Annotated in this window: 12 protein-coding genes; 5 read left to right on the top strand and 7 right to left on the bottom strand. The window is 68.9% G+C overall.

Annotation, left to right across the window (positions count from 1 at the left end):
• Position 1: 1 nt before the first annotated feature.
• Both ACWF0M_RS00515 and ACWF0M_RS00510 read right to left on the bottom strand, forming a co-directional pair.
• On the bottom strand, positions 2-1,318 hold the full coding sequence (locus ACWF0M_RS00515) for a multicopper oxidase domain-containing protein (protein WP_452233430.1): 1,317 nt from the start codon (positions 1,316-1,318) through the stop codon (positions 2-4).
• The gene (locus tag ACWF0M_RS00510) at positions 1,315-6,540 is read right to left on the bottom strand and encodes a hypothetical protein (RefSeq protein WP_452233429.1); all 5,226 of its coding nucleotides are present in this window, start codon (positions 6,538-6,540) and stop codon (positions 1,315-1,317) included. The genes ACWF0M_RS00515 and ACWF0M_RS00510 overlap by 4 nt, the downstream gene beginning before the upstream one ends.
• Positions 6,541-6,803: 263 nt before the next feature.
• Between ACWF0M_RS00510 and ACWF0M_RS00505 the strand changes: the two genes are divergently transcribed.
• The 4 genes from ACWF0M_RS00505 to ACWF0M_RS00490 all read left to right on the top strand — a co-directional run bounded on the left by ACWF0M_RS00505 (position 6,804) and on the right by ACWF0M_RS00490 (position 14,533).
• Positions 6,804-8,387: a copper resistance CopC/CopD family protein gene (locus ACWF0M_RS00505; protein ID WP_452233428.1), complete on the top strand. Its 1,584-nt coding sequence runs from the start codon at positions 6,804-6,806 to the stop codon at positions 8,385-8,387.
• Positions 8,384-10,570: a S8 family serine peptidase gene (locus ACWF0M_RS00500; protein WP_452233427.1), complete on the top strand. Its 2,187-nt coding sequence runs from the start codon at positions 8,384-8,386 to the stop codon at positions 10,568-10,570. The genes ACWF0M_RS00505 and ACWF0M_RS00500 overlap by 4 nt, the downstream gene beginning before the upstream one ends.
• Positions 10,571-11,026: 456 nt before the next feature.
• Positions 11,027-11,767 carry an orotate phosphoribosyltransferase gene (locus ACWF0M_RS00495; protein ID WP_452233426.1) on the top strand — a complete coding sequence of 247 codons (741 nt, stop codon included), beginning with the start codon at positions 11,027-11,029 and terminating at the stop codon, positions 11,765-11,767.
• A gap of 39 nt (positions 11,768-11,806) precedes the next feature.
• Positions 11,807-14,533: an ATP-binding protein gene (locus ACWF0M_RS00490; protein WP_452233425.1), complete on the top strand. Its 2,727-nt coding sequence runs from the start codon at positions 11,807-11,809 to the stop codon at positions 14,531-14,533.
• A gap of 58 nt (positions 14,534-14,591) precedes the next feature.
• Here ACWF0M_RS00490 and ACWF0M_RS00485 read toward each other — a convergent pair whose 3' ends face one another.
• Together ACWF0M_RS00485 and ACWF0M_RS00480 are read right to left on the bottom strand one after the other, a co-directional pair.
• Entirely contained in the window at positions 14,592-15,377 is a 786-nt protein-coding gene (locus ACWF0M_RS00485; RefSeq protein ID WP_452233424.1) for an alpha/beta fold hydrolase, read from the bottom strand.
• 17 nt (positions 15,378-15,394) lie between these two features.
• The gene (locus ACWF0M_RS00480; protein ID WP_452233423.1) at positions 15,395-15,868 is read right to left on the bottom strand and encodes a hypothetical protein; all 474 of its coding nucleotides are present in this window, start codon (positions 15,866-15,868) and stop codon (positions 15,395-15,397) included.
• A 270-nt stretch (positions 15,869-16,138) separates the two neighbouring features.
• Between ACWF0M_RS00480 and ACWF0M_RS00475 the strand changes: the two genes are divergently transcribed.
• A complete protein-coding gene (locus tag ACWF0M_RS00475) occupies positions 16,139-17,047 on the top strand; it encodes a hypothetical protein (RefSeq protein ID WP_452233422.1) in 909 nt (302 codons plus the stop codon).
• A gap of 69 nt (positions 17,048-17,116) precedes the next feature.
• Here ACWF0M_RS00475 and ACWF0M_RS00470 read toward each other — a convergent pair whose 3' ends face one another.
• The 3 genes from ACWF0M_RS00470 to ACWF0M_RS00460 form a co-directional block, all read right to left on the bottom strand.
• Entirely contained in the window at positions 17,117-17,608 is a 492-nt protein-coding gene (locus tag ACWF0M_RS00470; protein ID WP_452233421.1) for a DUF2231 domain-containing protein, read from the bottom strand.
• A gap of 70 nt (positions 17,609-17,678) precedes the next feature.
• Positions 17,679-18,131 (bottom strand): FMN-binding protein, encoded by a 453-nt coding sequence (locus ACWF0M_RS00465; protein WP_452233420.1) that lies wholly within the window; start codon positions 18,129-18,131, stop codon positions 17,679-17,681.
• The gene (locus tag ACWF0M_RS00460) at positions 18,128-18,406 is read right to left on the bottom strand and encodes an FMN-binding protein (protein WP_452233419.1); all 279 of its coding nucleotides are present in this window, start codon (positions 18,404-18,406) and stop codon (positions 18,128-18,130) included. The genes ACWF0M_RS00465 and ACWF0M_RS00460 overlap by 4 nt, the downstream gene beginning before the upstream one ends.
• Positions 18,407-18,457 lie beyond the last annotated feature (51 nt).

Raw genomic sequence — 18,457 nt, 5'->3', positions numbered from 1 at the left:
CTCAGACATAGGTCTGGCTCACGACGGACTGCGCCGGCAGCGGGGTCTGATACACCCGTACCTCGGTCATCATTCCGCTCGGGCCGGGTGCACCGAGGCTGGACAACCTGCGCCAGTCCCGGTTCTTGAAGTAGTACACGTTGTAGTTGCCGAGCGCACCGCTGCCGGAAGGCCTCAGGGGCGAGTACGCCGGCGCGTCGAACAACACGTCCCGCGCCTCACCGGGCCCGATGTACAACGTGTTCGTCCAGTACGACGTGTCCGTGCTGCCGTTGCGCAGCAGCGACGCGTCCTGGCCGATCACGTGCATCGGTATCCCCGGCAGCTGCATCGCGTGCTGCTGGTAGCCCAAATTCGCCAGCCGCAGCAGGACCCGCTCCCCCGGATTCACCTGTATCAGGGCCGAGTTGGGCAGACTGTAGTCCGGGACGTTGCCGTAGTTCGGGTTCGGCGTCGCGATCCGCTGCGAGCCCGGCAGCCCCGGGTCGTCGTTCGGTAGCGTCGTCTGCGGGTAGCAGCGGCCGTTCAGCACGAACCACTGCGGGTCGTAATCCGTCGCGATCGACTCCTGGATGTCGCGGTCCCCGTCGTGGAAGTTCTTCCAGTACTCGTTCAGCAGAATCGCGAAGTGCCGGTGGTACCCGGTCGACCCGTCCCCGTCGTTGTAGGCGAACTTCGAGAACCCGCCGATCGTCGTACCGTCCTGGAGCGGGCGGACGAAGACGATCCCGGTCATCCCCATCTGAACGTGCTCGACGTCCTCGAAGTGGCAGTGGTACATGTACGTGCCCTCGCGGTGCGGGCGGTAGAAGTACGTGATTTGCTTACCGATCGGCACCGCGACCGACACCTCGGGTACGCCGTCGTTGAGCGGCGACGGGATGTCGAACCCGTGCCAGTGCACGGTGTGCGAGTCGACCAGATCGGGACGCTGCACCAGGCCGAGGTTGGTCAGCGTGATCTTCACGTCGTCGTTCTGCTTCACATCCAGCGTGGGTGCGCTCGTCCTGGCATGTCCTTTGTACTGCGTGACGAGCTGGTCGACCGTGGCCGTCGCGCTGACCGGGATGAACCCGAAGATGTACAGCGGGTTGTCCTCGCGGCCGGGCACCGTGATGTAGCCATCCGTGGCGGCCAGGGCCAGCGTGGTCGTGGCCGCCGCGGCAGTGCCGGTCCCGCGGACCAGACCGGCGCCGAGACCGCCGATGGCGAGGGTGCCGAGGGCACCCAGGCCGGTGGCCTTCAGGAAGTCCCGGCGTCCGACGCCGGTCGGCTGCGAGCTCATCGCGTCCTCCTGATTGGGCTGATAGGTGCTCATGGCAACACCACCGGAATGCCGGGCAGCAGCTCGTCCGCGCCCAGGTCCCACGGTGTGCGGACCCGGATCGTGCGCAGCAGCGGGCGGTACTGGCTGTCGTAGTCGCCCAGCGACCCGGTCGCCGTCGGGATCAGTGCGGGCAGCCCGCTCGGCGCCTGAACCGCACCCGCGGAGCACGGGTTCAGCGCGGTGGCCGGGGCCGGCGACGCCGTGTTCGAGCAGCGGACCCCGCGGTCCACCAGCGTGCTCGTCTGGAGCAGGTGGTAGTCCCCGGTCAGCCCGACCGGCGGGTCGGCACCGGTGATCGTCACCGCGGCGGTCTGCGGATCGAGCCGCGACCCGGTCACCGTCAGCTCCAGGGTGAACGGCGTGACGAACGCCGGATCGACGCCGATGAGGTTGCCCTGCCCACCGGGCAGCGGGTGCTGGACGCCGTTCGGGCCGAGGATCTGGCCGTTGGTGAGGTCGGAGTACCTCGGGACGAACGTGTCGGCGTTGTTCGTCGTACCGTGCACCTCGAAGTCGATGAACCCCTCGTTCACCAGCGTCGCGCCCGGACCGAAGCCGGTCAGCGTGAAGGCGTTGTTGTTCCAGAAGATGTCGTTGAACTGCGCGGTCGGGCGGGAGAAGTCCGGCCGGGTCGCCGCAGTCGGATACTGCGCGACGTACCGGGCGTCGGTCTGCCACAGCGGGTCGTTGCCCTCGGACGCGAGTCCGGCCGAGTGCGGTACGCCGATCGCCGAGTTCTCCGACGACGCGGTCGACACGTTGTTGGCCACCGTGTTGTTGATGATCCGGACGTTCGACGAGTCGTCGAGCATGATCGCGCCGCCGATGTCGGCCGACCCGTTGTCGACGATCTGGTTGTCGCGGATGCTGACCGCGGCGTTCAGGGCGTCGAGGACGAACACGCCGCCGCCGTCGTCACCGGAGTAGTTGCTCTGGATCAGGTTCTTGTCCAGCGACACCGTGCCGGTGCCGTCGCCGAGCGATCCGCCGCCGACCGGTAGCTCGGACTCGATCGCGACGCCGGCGCCGGAGTCGACCGAGTCGTTGTAGTAGATCTGGTTGTCGTGGATCCACCCGTTCGGGCTCAGCCCGATGTGGGAGATGCCGGCGCCGTAGTTGACGCTGAAGTTCGAGCAGACGATGTTGCCCGTGACCTCGTAGTTGTTCGAGCCGTAGAAGATCCCGAGCCCGCCGGCCTGGGTCAGACCGCCGTTGCCGAGCAACCGGTTGTTCGCGACCTTGACGGTGAAGTTGTGGCTGAGGTGGTCGTACGGCTGCCCGATCCCGATGCCACCGGCAACGACACCGGAGTTGTTCTCCAGCACGTTGTTGGTGAGCCGCTCGTTGTTGATCGACGCCTGCAGCTGGATGCCGCCGGCACCTTCGCCGGAGCCGGTCATCAGCGCGACACCGTCGATCCGGGACCGGTTGAACTCCTGCTGGTTGACCAGCGTCGTCGTACCGGTCAGGTCGTACGCCGTCGCGGTCTGCGCGACCACGGTGACGTCGGCGCCCCGCAGTACCGGATGCGTCGGGTCGACGTAGGGGCCGTGGGCCGCGACCGTCGCGTCGTACAGCGTGGCGTTCTGCTGGAAGTACCGGCCGTCGATCACCGAACCGAGGACGTGGAACCGCGGGTCCTCCGGGTCGCGGGCCTGGAACTCGTGTGCACCGATGATGCCGCCCGGGCCGACGCCCTGGATCTTCAACGGCTTCCAGACCACGACGTTCTCGTTGTAGGTACCAGGCTTCAGCACCAGCAGACTGCGCGCCGGCGCGGCGTCGATCGCGGCCTGCAACTCGTGACCGGTCAGCGTCGGCGCGGCGACGGGCACGACGTTCGGGTTGTAGTTGATGCCACCGGACGATCCGGTGACGTGCACGGTGAGCCCGTTCACGGTCGACACGCCGCCGTTGGCGTTGGACGTCGTCAAGGTCAGTTGCTTCGGTCCCGGTGTGAACAGTGCGCTGAACACCGGCATCCGGATCTGTACCTGGTCCGGTACGCCGGTGGTGCCGGGAGTCCAGCTGACGATGCCGCCGTTGGCGCGGGTCAGCGTGAACGGCAAGCCGGTACGGTCGTCGGTCAGCGTCGCCCGTACGCCGGTGGCACCGGTAGCGGCACCTTGCGTGCCGATGAAGTCGGCCTTGATCGTCATCACCTGGCCGGTGGTCCGGACCGGGTTGTCCACCTGCAGCAGCTCAGGTCGCGCCGGTACGGCGGGATCCTCGCAGCCGGTCCCGGAGATCGGGTCCAGCGGCAGGTCGAGCTGGGTGGTCAGGCCCGGCCAGGCCTCGGCCGGAGTCGTTGCCGTCAGCAAGTTCGGGTTGTACCCGGCGTTCGGCGCCGTCTTCGATCCCGGATCGTCGACCTTGACCAGGTACATGCCGGGGCACGGTCCCTGCGGGATCGGGCAGTTCAGGGTCTCCGTCGACGGGACCAGGGCCTCGAACGAGCCGTCCGGGCTGGTCGTCACCGTGGTGAGCAGGCGCCAGTTGTTGGCGTCGTACGGCAGGTTCACGTTGCCGCCGGGGCCGGCGGTGTCGACGCGAGCGTAGATTCCGACCGGGATGTTGCCGATCGGCCGCGGCTCGCCGTACCAGGGCGAGTTCGGGTCGCGCTCGAAGTAGATGTCGTTGAACACCTGGCCGACCAGCCGGCCGGGCTCGGCGACGTCACCGGTGCGGGTGTCGGAGGCGTCCTGGCCGTTGGGGTCGGTGCGGAAGTTGGTCATCAGGTTGAAGTCGGCGTTGGCGTTCTGGCTGTTCTGCAGTACGACGAGACGCTTGTCGCACAGCGGCGCGTGTGCGCCGGCGATGGTGAAGTAGTTGCTCCGCGGGGTCAGCGACGACTTGTCGATCACGTGGTCGTCACCGGTGCACGGTGGCGGCGGGATCGCCGGGGTGAAGTTGTTGCCCAGGTCAACGTTCACGTCCTCTTCGGCGACCGGCCGGTACAGGCAGCCGGTCCCGTCACCGGGAATCGTCGCGCCCTTGGGGTGGCTGACCCGCTGGGACGCGCCGGCCGGGTTGCACGGACGGGTGTCGGTCGTGTCGGTCGGCATCACTACGTGCGTGATGTAGGTGCCGGCGGTGAGCGCGACCGGCTGCGTACCGCCGGTGCAGGAACCGTCGTCGGCGCTCAGGTCGTAGCCGTTCGGGCAGTAGTCCGCGAACGCGTAGCCGCCGTCGAACGCGCCGTCCTTGGTCTGCTCACCGGTGAGCGGCACCTCGAGGCAGTTCGGCCCGATGGCCGGGTTGAACTGGCTGCTGACGTCGGCACCGTTGACGTCCCGGATCGGCGAGCAGCTCTGGGTGAAGGTGTTCCCGTCGGCCTGCGGGTCCTGGGTCGCGTTCGGATGCTGCCAGTGATCGGTGACGTACTTGTTGAGGATGACGTCGTCCGCGGTGTTCGGCAGACCGTCCGCGCCGAGCCCTTCGAGGTACACGGTGACGTCCGGGATGGCCGGCTCGTAGTCCTCGTGCGCCTGGAACCGGGCGTCGAACTCGTTACGCGTCGTCGAGAAGTAGGTGATGCCGACGATCTGGCCCGGCGTACCCGCCGGGTAGTCCCGCTTGCCCCAGTCGACGGTCGCGCGATGGCCTTCCGTCATCAGCTGGTTGGTGAGCAGGCCGCCGCCCTGGTCGGTCGGCAGACACGGGTTCGCCACCGGCGTCGCCGAGCAGGACGGGACGACCGCACCGGTGTGCTCGTCGTGCATGGACGGGCCCGGGTACGACGAGAAGCGGGCGAACCCCTGCTCGTTGACGATCCATCGGCCGAGCGCGCCGCCCTCCGCGGTCGGGTACTCGTAGTGGCCGTGCGCGTCCGTGGTGGTCGACTCCTTGATCGAGCCGTCACGCCAGCGCTGGTCCATGTCGGTGTTCGCGATCGTCGGGTCGACGCCCGGATCGTACTTGCCGTTGTTGTTCGTGTCCTTGTAGACGGTTCCGTCCAGCCAGCCGAACCAGCGCGACACACCGAGCCCTGGCTGACCGTTGTCACCAACGTCGTTGACGTCGACGGTCTGGCCGGCCGCGATCGTCACCGGTTTGAACCGCATGATGTAGCTGAGCTGCTCGTCCCAGACCGCGAGGTTGTAGCTGCCGGGCGGTACGTTCTGGATGTCGAAGTTGCCTGCCGCGTCGCCCTGGCCGACATAGACCGTCCGGTCCGTAGTGCTGTCGCTCAGCGCGACGAACGGGTTCTCCACCGGGTCGTTGAAGGTCCCGGTCGTGTACGGCGCCCACTCGACCCAGTTGCGCGCCGTACCGGTGATCTCGCCGGTGCCCGTGGTCGCGAACGGCTGCGGTGCGCAGACGAAGCCGAACCAGTAGGCGGTTCGCGCGTTCGGCGGCTCCCACAACTGCTCACCGGGCGCACCGGTGCCGTCGGCACCCTCTTCGGTCGGTGCCTGCAACTGGAGGCCGCCATCGATGGTGGTGGTCTGGTACCAGCGGCTGTTCGGGTCACTGTTGCACGGGCGGTCCGGCGGATGAACATCGATGAAGTACGTCGCCGGGCCCAGGTTGGTGATCTCGTTGAAGCCGGCCCCGTTGGTCAGGCAGAGACCGCCGCAGAGCGGCTGGTTGTTGTAGTCGACCGTCACAGCGCTGTGGGTCTGCTCCTCGAGACCGACCTGGAACCCGGTCAGGCCGGCTTCCTCGGTGTCGGGTGCACCGTTCGTCCAGGCGTTGTCCTCGAACACGAACACCCGGATCTTCCCGAGCGGCAGCGGGTGGTCGGCACTCTGCACGGTCAGGTCGACGCGTGCCGTCAGTGAACCGTCCGCGGCCGCGTCGGCGGGCAGGTTGATGTACTTGCCCCACATCTTGTGATCGAGCGACCGCACCGAGATCAGGTACCGCCCGGCCGGGAGCGTCACCGTGTTCCGGGTCTGATCGCCTTCCCGGACGATCGGGCTGTTGCTCTCGGTGCTCAGCGCCTTCGGGTCGCTCGGCAGCTTGGTGTTGTCCAGGTTGATGATGTAGCTGAAGTCCGCCAGCGGCGCGCCGGTCGGGAAGTCGCGGGCGTCGACGGTCACCGAGCAGCCGGCCGCCGGACAGGCCGCAGCGGCTTCGGCCTTCGGCGCCGACCTGGTCATCGCGGCTCCGGCGAGTCCGGCCGCGATCAGGCCGAGCACCGCGACTCGTGCCACCATTGCACGCGTACGGCGTACCAGCCGGAACGATCGAGTCGTTGCTGCAGACATCAGAACCACCCTCCCTGGCGGCATGACCCGAGCAGGCCGCCGCCTGGCGCCTGGACATCTGTGGGTGATGATCCGACGGCTGGACCGGTCAGGTGCCGTGCATGACGGCTCTGTCATCTGGAGGTCATTCGACGGTCATTCCCGGCAGATGACGATCCGGTCATTTCATGACGGTCCGGTCATCTAGCGGGTCGCCGGACCGCCGCGCTTCCTATCGTCAGGCTGTCGGCGCCGTGTCCCGGCGCAGGTGGGAGGGGGAGCCCGTGCGGCACCGCTGTCTGCTGCTGATCGCCGGCGTCTTCCTGCTCTGCTGGATCCCGTCGGCAGCCTCCGCACACACCGAGCTGGTCCGATCCGATCCCGCCGACGGCGCCGTACTGGCCGAATCCCCCGGCGTCGCCCAGCTGTGGTTCAGCGGTGACATCTCCGCGTCCCGCAGTACCGCGCGGCTGGTCGACGCGGACGGCGCCACAGTCGCCGGAACCACCCTGGTCGGTGGTTCCGGTGATCCACGAGTGCTCGCCGTCCAGCTTCCGAGCCTGACCGATGGCCCGTACGGGCTCCTGTGGGAAGCAGTATCGGCGCGCGACGGCCACACCACCGACGGAGCCGTCACTTTCTCGATCGGCCGCACCGGAGCGCTGTCCGTGAATGTCCCTGACGGCGACGGCGGCCTGGTGCCGCGGTGGGTTTGGCTGCTCGCACTGGCGGGTGTGGTGGGCCCGATCGCTGTGATGGTCTTCGTACTGCGCAGGCCGGGTGATCCGACCGGGACCGGCGTACGTCGGCGGCTGCTGATCGCCTCGCTCGTCTGCGCGCTCGTTGCCCTGGGCATCCATCACTCCGGCTTCCGATTGCTCGCGCTACTGGTTCTCTGCGCACTGTTGGTACTCGCGTTGGCAGGCCGTGTGCCAACTGCAGTGCTCTTGGCGCCGGTCGCGGTACTGATGTGGCTCGAAGCCCTCAGCAGTCACGCGGCAGCACTGTCGGCGCATCGGACCGCTGCGTTGGCGGCTACTGCGGTCCATGCGTTCACAGGACTGCTGTGGATTGGCGCGGTGCCGGCCCTGCTGCTCGTGTTGTGGCACGGGCCACGCACCGAACTCATCTGGCGTTTCAGCGGTCTTGCAGCCGCGGGTGTCCTGCTGGTTCTGGTGACCGGACTCTTCAGCGCCGGTCTGGAGGTGGCCACGCCCGGCTCTCTCGTGACAACGCGGTACGGGCGTTTGCTGCTGCTGAAGACCGGTCTGCTCGGAGTGATGGGCGCGCTCGGGCTGCTGAATGCATGGCGGCTCCGACGACGGTCTGCTCCGCTCCGCACGATCGCCGCCGAAGGATCCGTTGGCGCGCTGCTCCTCGTCGCGGTGGCCGCGCTCGTCGGACAGGCGCCCCCGGTGGGTGCTCCGTCAGACGTCGCGTCCGCGATGACGCGCAGCGGCTTCACCTCGGATCTCGTCGTCACGGTCTCGGCGACTCCCAACCAGCCAGGTGTGAACTGGTTGACGGTGCTTGCCGAGAGCACCCGACGACCCGCGCCGGCCCCGCTCGGCGCGGTGGATCTGCGGATCGGCACGCAAACCGTTGCTCTGCAGCGATTGACTGCCACTCGCTACTTCACGACGTACCGAGCCGACTCGGCCGGTGGTGTGCGGATGGTCGCCGTTCTGCACCGGGCCGGCCGCGAGTACGCCGTACCGCTCGACTGGAGGGTGTCGGCACCTGCTGCCCGGCCGGCGTCCGGACAGAGGTTGGCGCCGTACGTCGATGTCGCGGCGCTGGCGCTGCTGGAGCTCGGGGTCGTGCTCTGTGCCTGGTGGCTCGTTCGTAGTCCTGGAGGCCGACGATGAAGTCTGTTGTGGTTGCCACTGTTGCGTCCCTCACGCTGTCCGGACCGGTGATCACCGCGCCGGCGCCCGATCCGTTCGTCGATGTCGTCGTCGTGATGAAGGCACAGCTGAATCCCACGGTCACCGCGCCGACCCGACGCGACCGCCTCCGTCAGCTCGAGCAGGCGTTGCGGAAGCACGCTGACGCGACCCAGCTCGGCACCCGCGACCTGCTCGCCGTACGCCGGAAGGAAGGCCGGGTCACGTCGGTGGTACCGCTGTGGATCACCAACGCGATCGGTGCCCGGGTTCGAGCCAGCGTGGCAGCGGAACTCGCGCGACGGGCCGATGTCCAGGAAGTCCGGCCGAGTACGACGATCCAGGCGCCGTCCGCTATGACCGCGACGGCCGTCGAGCCGAACCTGGCTCAGGTGAACGCACCGGCGCTGTGGGATCTCGGCTACCGCGGGCAGGGCATGGTCGTGGCCTCGATGGACACCGGTGTCGACGTGAGCCATCCCGAGCTGGCCGCGCGCTGGCGTGGCGGCACGAACAGCTGGTACGACCCGAACGGTCAGCATCCGTCGGGACCGGTCGACGTGAACGGTCACGGCACCCAGACGATGGGGGTGATCGTCGGCGGCGACGGCGGCGGTACGTCGATCGGCGTCGCGCCCGACGCGCGGTGGATCGCGGCCAAGATCTTCAACGACCGCGGCCAGGCCTCGTCGACGGCGATCCACCTCGGGTACCAGTGGCTGCTCGACCCGGACGGCAACCCCGCGACCGCCGACGCGCCGAACGTCGTGAACAACTCGTGGACGATGACCGCCGGGAGCTGCAGCCTGGAGTTCCAGCAGGACCTGCGCGCGCTCCGGTCCGCGGGCATCCTCCCGGTCTTCGCGGCCGGCAACTACGGTCCGTCGGCCGGCACATCGGCCAGCCCGGCGAACAACCCGGAGGCCTTCGCCGTCGGCGCGGTGGACGGCAACGACACGATCGACCCGTACAGCAGCCGCGGGCCTTCGGCCTGCACACAAGGCGTCTATCCACAGTTGGTTGCCCCTGGCACCGACATACGGACGACAGATCTGTACGGCGGCTACCTCGACGTCTCCGGATCGTCGCTGGCCGCACCGCACGTCAGCGGAGCACTCGCCCTGCTCCTCCAAGCGGTCCCCGGGCTCGCGGCAGACCGTCAACAGGCCGCGCTCGAGGCAGGCGCCGTCGACCTTGGCACGGCGGGGCCTGACAACGACTACGGCACCGGCCGTCTCGACGCGCTGGCGTCGTACAACTGGCTGCAGAGTACGCCGGACTTCGGCGTGACTGTCTCGCCGGCCGGGGCGACCGTCACGCCAGGCGGCACAGCCAGTTACACGGTCACGGTGTCCAGCAGCGGTGGATTCACTGGAGACGTCGCGCTCTCGGTCAGTGGTCTCGCCGGAACCTTCAGCCAGCCGGTCATTCCAGGTGGCGCCGGTACGTCGGTGCTCACCGTCACCGGTCCCACGACCACAGGTACCACCGCACTCGTCATCACCGGAACGAGCGGGTCGGTCAGCCACTCCGCTTCTGCGAGCCTGACTGTCGTGCCACCGCCGGACTACAGCCTCACGTCAACTCCGGCCAGCCGGACCGTCACCGCCGGAGCATCGACGTCCTACACCGTTGCGGTCAAACCCACGTCCGGCTTCACGGGCGATGTCACGCTGACAGCGAGCGGTCTCCCGGGCACGGTGGGCACCGTCGCTATCAGCCCGGCGGTGCTACACGGCACTGGCAACGCCCAGGTCGCCGTCACCACCTACTCATCCGCGCCCGCCGGCACGTACACCATCACGGTTTCCAGCTCCAGCGGTTCGCTCAGTCACCAGGTCGCCCTGACTCTGGTTGTCAATCGCCCGGACTTCGGCGTGACAGTCAGCCCGTCCTCCGCCAGTGTCCTCCGCGGACAGACGGCGACCTACACGGCCACCGTCTCCCCGTCCGGCGGCTTCACGGGCTCGGTGACGCTGACGGTCTCCGGGCTACCGCCGAACGCGTTCGCAACCTGGACCGGAAACCCCGTCGCGACCTCCGGAAACGCCGTACTGAAGGTCCGCACAACCTCCAGCACGACCCGAGGCACCTTCACCCTCAAACTAACCGCCACCAGCGGTCCCCTGACCCACCAAACAACAGCAACCCTGACAGTCCGCTAACCACGCGCAACTGGTGTCCCGAGCCGGAAGCCCGCGGCTACTTGGTGCGCGGTGGGCGGTGCGCCCAGCATTAGCGCCGCCAAGGCCTCCCCAAACCGGTCTGGGGAGCAAAACCCACCCGAACCAGCCTGTAACCCTCCCCATTCGGAGCGGATCGACCCGCGGACCCGCGGACCCGCATCTTTGAGAACCCACCGACCATTCTCGCGCCCCGATGACGGTCGGTAGCTTCTCAAAGAAGGAGCCTGCGGCCGATTCCGGTGGTTTGGGGAGTGTTGCAGGCTGATTCGGGTGGGTACGGCTCCCCACACCGGTTTGGGGAGGCCCGGGCACCGCGAAATCCTGGGCGTGCGTCTGGCCCGGCGAACTTGTGGCACGAGCTTCCGGCTCAGGACACTGGATTCACCAGGGAGTATGACGGGCGCGATCGAGCTGATTCGGCGCGACTGTCGAGGTATGAACACCAACCGGATCACCTTGGCGAACGCCAAGCGGGTGCAGGTCGCCGATCGCGCCGACGTTGCCCGCCTCACCGCCGTACCAAGCCAGCGCACCGATCTCGTCGCGCGGCTCGCCACCGTGCCGGGTCTCGTCCGGCCCGGTATCTCGCACTGGGACCTGAAGACTCGGCTCCCCTTGCACCCGTTGTCCAACGAGAACGCGTACGGCGACCCGCAGTTGCTGCACGACCTCGCCGTACCGGGCGCAGCCTTCGCGCATCGACTCGGCGCGGAGGTCGTCGTCGGCGCCGAAACCGGCGGCATCCCGCTCGCCACAGCCGTCGCGCTGACCGGCGACCTGCCGTTCGCGTTCGTCCGCAAGCCCGGCTACGTGGGGCATGAGGACCACGAGCCACAGGTCCGCGGCGCCTCGGTCGCCGGCCGCCGGGTGGTGCTCGTCGACGACGCCGTGTCGTCGGGTACGGCGCTCGAAGCATTCGCCGACGAACTGCAGAACGAGGGCGCGATCCTCGTGGGCGTCTTCACGCTGGTGGACATGCGCGACGTGGCCACCTCGGTGGCGCCGATCGCCACAACGCTTCCGATCGAGTCGGTTGCCACCTACCTCGAGGTACTCACGGCAGCCACCGATCACGGCGTACTGGATCCGGCGACGCACCGGCTCGCCGTCGACGCCCTCGTCAACCACTGGTCCGACGACGACCCCCGCTGGACACTGCTGAACCAGGCAGCCTGACCGTTGCGGTGACTCGGCTCCAGGTGCAAACCTGGCGTGATGGCAGATCGCGGACTGCGCGGCCGGCAACGGGAGACCGCCGTACTGTCGGGACTGATCACCTCCGCGCGCACCGGGCACAGCGAGGTCCTGGTCGTGCGCGGTGAACCCGGGGTCGGCAAGTCGGCGCTGCTGGACGAACTCGTCGCCCACAGCGATACCTGCGCGGTGACCCGGACCGTCGGGATCGAGTCCGAGATGGAGCTCGCGTACGCCGGCCTTCACCAGCTCTGCACGCCCTTCCTGGCCGGCCTCGAACGTCTCCCTCGACCACAACAGGACGCCCTCCGTACGGCGTTCGGGCTGCTTGAGGGTCCTGTACCGGACCGGTTCCTCGTCGGACTCGCCGTACTCAACCTGCTGTCGGATGCCGCCGCCAAGCGACCGGTCCTGTGCATCGTCGACGACGCCCACTGGCTGGACCAGGTATCCGCCCAGGTGCTCGCGTTCGTGGCCCGGCGCCTGGCCGCCGAGTCGGTGGTGATGGTCTTCAGCGTGCGGAACGGCACCGAGCACGAGTTCACCGGCCTGACCGAACTCGAGGTCCGCGGCCTCGACGACGAAGACGCCCGGGCGTTGCTGGAGTCCGTCGTGCCGGGTCCGATCGACCCGCGGATCCGCGATCGGATCGTGGCCGAGACGCACGGCAATCCGCTCGCGCTCCTCGAACTGCCCCGGGCGTGGTCCCCGACAGAGCTGGTGGACGGGTTCAGCCGCGGACCGTTGACCAACCGGATCGAAGAGGGCTTCGTACGGCGGATCGAAGGCCTCCCCGCCGACACCAGGATGCTCCTGCTGACCGCGGCCGCCGAACCGCTCGGCGATGCGACGCTGCTGTGGCGCGCCGCCGAAGAACTCGGACTGGGCGCCGATCCGGCCGCGGGCGCGATCGAGTCGGGACTCATCACCTTCGGGCAGCAGGTGCGGTTCCGGCATCCGCTCGTACGGTCAGCGGCGTACCGGATGGCCTCGCTGCAGGAGCGGCAGGCCGTGCATCAGGCACTCGCGCAAGTCACGGACCCCGAGCTGTCGCCGGACCGCCGCGCCTGGCACCACGCACAGGCGACGACCCGACCGGACGAGGACGTGGCAGCCGAGCTCGAGAACTCGGCGCTCCGGGCCCAGAGCCGCGGCGGACTCGGCGCCGCAGCCGAGTTCCTCGAGCGCGCCGCCGAACTCACTCCCGACCCGGCCCGACGCGCCGAGCGGTCCCTGGCCGCCGCAGCCGCCAAGCGCAGCGCCGGGGCGCTGGACGAGGCGCTGAGTCTGCTCGACGGTGCTGCGGCCGGTCCGCCGGACGCGGTCCGGACCGCCGAGATCGAGCGGCTCCGGGGACAGATCGCCTTCGACCACGGTCGCGCGCGGGAGGCTGCCCGCGTACTCCTCGGCGCCGCCCGGATGCTCGAGCCCGAGGCTCCCGACCGGGCCCGGGTGATCTATCTGGAAGCGATGTCGGCGGCGATCTGGGCGAGCGGACCGGAGGCACCAGGCATCCTGTCCTTCGCCGCAGCCGCCGCTCCCCCGCCGGCCGAGTCGGACCCGCCGGCCGACCTCATACTGCAGGCACTCGCGCTGCGCATCACCAGTGGCTACCCGGCCGCCGCTGCACAGTTGACCAAGGCTCTGGACCGCGCACGGCACGCAAGCATCGGCGCCGACGACGTGGGCAGCTGGCTCTGGCTCACCGGGAACCGGGCCAGCGGCATCATCGCGATCGAGGTCTGGGACCTGAACGCCGGCCTGGAGCTCGCGCGCCGGCAGGACCGGATGGCCCGGGAGACCGGCGCGCTCGTCCAACTCCAGTACGCCCTCAACTTCCGCGCGAGCCTGGAGTGCCTGACCGGCGACCTGAACGCTGTCGCCGGTCTGGTCGAGGAAGACCGCCAGATCGCGGTAGCCACCGGCAACCCGCGGCTCGGCTACGCCGCCATGATCCTTGAGGCTTTCCGCGGCGACGAGGATTCCGCGACCAGGCTCATCGAGGCAACCCTCCGGCAGTCGACCGCGCAGGAGCAGGGTCGGATGGGAGTGTTCGCCACCATGGCAAGCGCCGTCCTGCACAACGGCCTCGGCCGGTACGACGTCGCTCGCGACGCCGCCCTCCGCGTCTTCGAACAGAACGCCCTCGGGTACGGCGTACTCGTCGTCGGCGAACTCGCCGAAGCGGCATCCCGCACCGGCGACACCAAGCACGTCGAATCCGCGCTCACCTGGCTGACCGAACGCACCACCGCAACCCCCACCGACTGGGGCCACGGCGTGCGAGCCCGCGTCCAGGCCCTGCTCGACGGCGACGAAGACGCCTACCGCGCCTCGATCGAGCACCTCAGCCGGACCCCGCTCCGCATCGAACTCGCCCGGACACACCTGCTGTACGGCGAATGGCTCCGACGCGAGGGCCGCCGCGTCGACGCCCGCGAACAACTCCGTACCGCCTACGAACAACTCACCGCGATGGGAGCCGAAGCCTTCGCCGAACGGGCCCGGCACGAACTGCTGGCCACCGGCGAAACCGTCCGCAAACGCCGGCCCGACACGCTCAACGACCTCACCGCCCAAGAGGCACAGATCGCCGGACTGGCGCGCGACGGGCACACCAACCCCGAGATCGCGGCCCAGCTGTTCATCAGCCCGCGCACGGTCGAGTGGCACCTCCGCAAGATCTTCTCCAAGCTCGGCATCACGTCCCGCCGCCAACTTCGCGCCGCCTTGGCTCGCTCCGCCTGAGCAGAACACAGCAGCCGGCCGGAGCGTTCGGCTCCGGCCGGCTTGGTTGCGGTGTTGGTCAGCGGGCGGCTTGTTCGATCACCCTGGTGACGGTCGCGGGCTGGGACAGCATGACCAGGTGGGAGGCTCCGTCGACCTCGACGGTCTTCGCGCCGGCCCGGTTGGCCATGAAGCGCTCGGCGGCCGGGGCGATCGCGTGATCGCCGGTCGGGATGACGGCGTACTTCGGCAGCGCGGTCGGGGCGGTCCGCTCGACCGGCTCGTCGAAGGCCGCGGCCGCGACCGGACGCTGGGCGGCCACGAACACGGCGGCCTGGCGGGCGGGAAGGTCGGCGGCGAAGATCGCGCGGGCGTTGTCCGGCTTGATCGCGAGATCGAGCCCGCCCGGGTAGGCGATCGGGGTGAGGGCCGAGCCGAGGTCGCTGCCCGGGAACTGCGAGTTCAGCGCGCCGAGCGTCTCGCCGGCCTGCGGGATGAACGCGGCCACGTAGACGAGCGACTTCACGCCCGCCGTACCGGCCAGCTCGCTGACCAGCGCACCGCCGTACGAGTGACCGACGAGCACCTTCGGACCGGGGATGGTGGCGAGGACGCCGCTGAGGTACGACGTGTCGGACGCGATGCCTCGCAGTGGAACGGCGGGTGCGACGACCTGGTAACCGTCGCTCTGCAGCCGGCCTGTCACAGCGGACCAACTGTTGCCGTCGGCAAACGCCCCGTGCAGCAGGACGATGGTCGGTTTCTCCTGTGTGTGCGTTCCGACTGCGGCTTGTGCGGTGGTCGCGCCCGCCAGTAGTACGGCGCCGCCGACCGCTGCCAGGACGAGGTTCCTTGCCTTGCGCATCAAGTTGATCATGGTGTTCACGCCTCTACGTGGTGGGTGGTGAGAGCCTCGAGGTTGCGGGCCTCGATGGCCTTGACGGAGTTGTCGAACGGCTTGCCGAGAACGCGCTTGCCGAACAGGCCGAGCACGAAACCGAGCAGCCGGCCCTTCAGGTTCTTGCCCTCGCGGACGATCGAGACGTCGATCGTCGTGGCGCCGTCGGTACGGCGGCGGAGGGTGTAGGTGTGGCCGGACGCGCCGCCCCAGAGGTTGGAGTCGGTGGTCTTGAGGACGATGTGGTTCGGGTCGGACCAGTCGTAGTGCAGCCGTTCCCACACGGTGTCGTTGCCTTCGGTGACGTCGGCGTACCAGGGGCCCTGGTCGTGGACCTTGAGGTGGTCGTCCGAGCTGTTGGCGAAGAGCTTCGCCCGGCCCGGCCCGAAGTCGGTCAGCCCCGCGATGAACTGCTCAGGCGTCGACGTGGTGACCTCGGTGAAATGAATGGTGGACATCTGCGTTCCGTTCCTCGAGGGATTCCCTGACGGGATCCACTACGCCCACTGTTCGTCCTCGAAGATCGGGTCACACCCGTGGATTTCCCTGGTGTGCCAACGTGTGCAACACCGGGCGAGGTCAGTGCAGGGCGGCCAGGCGGCGGCGCGCGCCGGTCAGGCTCTCCGCGGCCCGCTCCCCATCGGCGCGCCCGGGCGGCAACCCGTGGGTTTCCCTGGTGTGACGGCGAGCCGGCGGCGGGACGGTGGAGCCAGACCTCAGGAGGAATCATGAAGCTCTTTCACCGCCCCGTAGCCGTACCAGCGCAGCGCACCCACCTGAACTCGCAGCCGGCCGGACCCGACAACGGACCGGTCGTCGTCCTCGCCGACGCACGTGGCTCCGACCTCGATGCGCTGGAATGGGCCGCAGCCGAAGCCGCTGCACGCGGATCCGAGTTGCGGATCGTGCACGCGCTCCAATGGCCACGGCTGCTCGACCCGGTGGGCAACCCGACTGTGGACCTACGGGCTCGCGGGGCCGCCGAAGCAGTCGTGTCAGCCGCCGTCCACCACGCCCGCCGGATCGCGCCGTCACTGCGGATCACAGGCAGCGTGTTCCCCGGCCGGCAGCTCACGGCACTGGTCGGCGAGACCCGCGGAACCGATGGAGCGCTCGTGGTCCTCAGCCGGAACAAACTCAGCCACGGTCGGTTCGAACGAGCACTCGCACGCCAGCTGAACCGGCGTACGACGGCCTCAGTCGCGGTGATCGGGCTGTCGTCCGCGGGCTCCGCAGGAGCGTCGGCGGGTCGAGTAGTCGTCGGCGTCGACGATCACGGCGGCCCGTCGGACGCACTCGGATTCGCGTTCCGCGCGGCACGGCGCCGCGGCACCGGCCTGACCCTCGTCCACGCGACCGGGTCGCTCGAGTACGACGAACTCGAGGAGTCGGTGCGCACCTGGCAATCGGCGTACCCAGAGGTCGACGTCCGGTGGCGCGTCGAGCCCGGCCCGATCGACAGCGTCGTACTCGCAGAGTCGACCGCAGCCGCTCTCACCGTCCTCGGCCCAGCCCGCCACGGCCTCATCCACCAAGCAATCAACGCCTCCGAAACCTGCACCATCCTCCGCCTCGCCCGCACCCCAGTAATCCTCACCGCCGCACCCCCGCGAAGCATGCGCAGAGCCGCACTTTGAGAACCCACCAACCATTCTCGCGGCGCCGGGATGGTTGGTGGGTTCTCAAAGTGCGGTGTGTCGGGCGGGTCAGGGTTGGGCGGCCCAGTCGGCCCAGCTGGCTTTGGCGCCGGAGTCTCCGATGCGGACCACGTCGTATACGGCTGCACCCGCGACTAGGACGGCGATCACGGTTAGCGTCGCGGTGAGGGCGTTGGATGTAGGGGCGAGGAATGTGCGCTTCGCCGGCGTGCGTCCGGTGCTCTCGCGCTGTCGCCACCACAGGATCAGCGCGAAGGCCGCGACTCCGACGGCTGCGTAGATGGCTGTGTCGCCGAGTTCGGCATGCGCGCGGATCAGGGGGTCCGGTGAGAGGCGGCTCTCGAGCCACTCGCCGGCGCTCGTCGTGATCGGTACGAGTACGACGACGATGATCGACAGGATCGCGTTCGGGCCGGCCAGCCGGCGCCTGGCTGCGGGCCACAGTGCGGTCAGCGCGAGGAGAGCGGCCGCGAGTGGGAGCAGGACGACGATGGCGTGAACGAGCAGCACGTGGGCGGGGAGACCGTTGACAGTCTGCATGCGGGTTCCTTCGAATCGGGTCAGGGAAAGTCAGGCTGGCAGCCGGTTCTTGGGGAATTCTTGGAAGCGTTCAGCCCGCCGCGCGGAAGTGCGCGGCGTCCAGCGCGGACTGCAGCGAGCGGCGATATCCGTCGGAGGTGAACGTTGCCCCGGACACCGTGTCGATCCGGGCGCTCTGGGCCGCGATCGCCTCCTGCTCGAGCTGCGGCAACGCGAACGAGCTGATCTCGCGGTCCCGCCCGCCCGACGACGGGTACACCACCGCCGTCACCTTGGCCAGTCGTTGACCGCGGACCGTGATGCGGACCTGCACCGGCCCGTACCGCGTGTCCTCCGACGTCCCGTTCACGGTCAGGTCGCCCGTGCCCGGCGACGTACTCACGACTCCTGGCGTTGCCGCAGGCACCGACGTGCTCGAGACAACGTTCCGGCTCGTAGGGAAGAGGAACAACAGCGCCAGCAGTACGCCGGTACTCCCGCCGACCAGCAGGTTGCGCCGCAACCGCTGCGAATGCGCCGTCAACGCGCACCGGCTTGGTGCGCGGCGTCGAGTGCCGACTGCAGCGACTGGCGGTACCCGTCGGAGGTGAACGTTGCCCCGGACACCGTGTCGATGTGCGCGCTCTGTGCCGCCAAGGTCTCGTGGTTGAGTTGCGGGACCGCGTCGGCGTTGATCTGGTCGGTCTGCCCGTCTCCGCTCGGGTGCTGCAGGGCGTGGGCCTTGGTGATCCGCCCACCGCGAACGGTGATCTCCACCTGCACGGGCCCGTACTGCGTGTCGACCACACCGCCCGCCACAACAACCGAAGCTGTCGTGGGGGTGCTCGGCCGAGGGGTCGTCGGGGTGGT

Source organism: Kribbella sp. NPDC055110, assembly GCF_053607525.1.
Note: the sequence above shows the minus strand (reverse complement) of the source record. Positions and strands in the feature narration are given on the sequence as shown.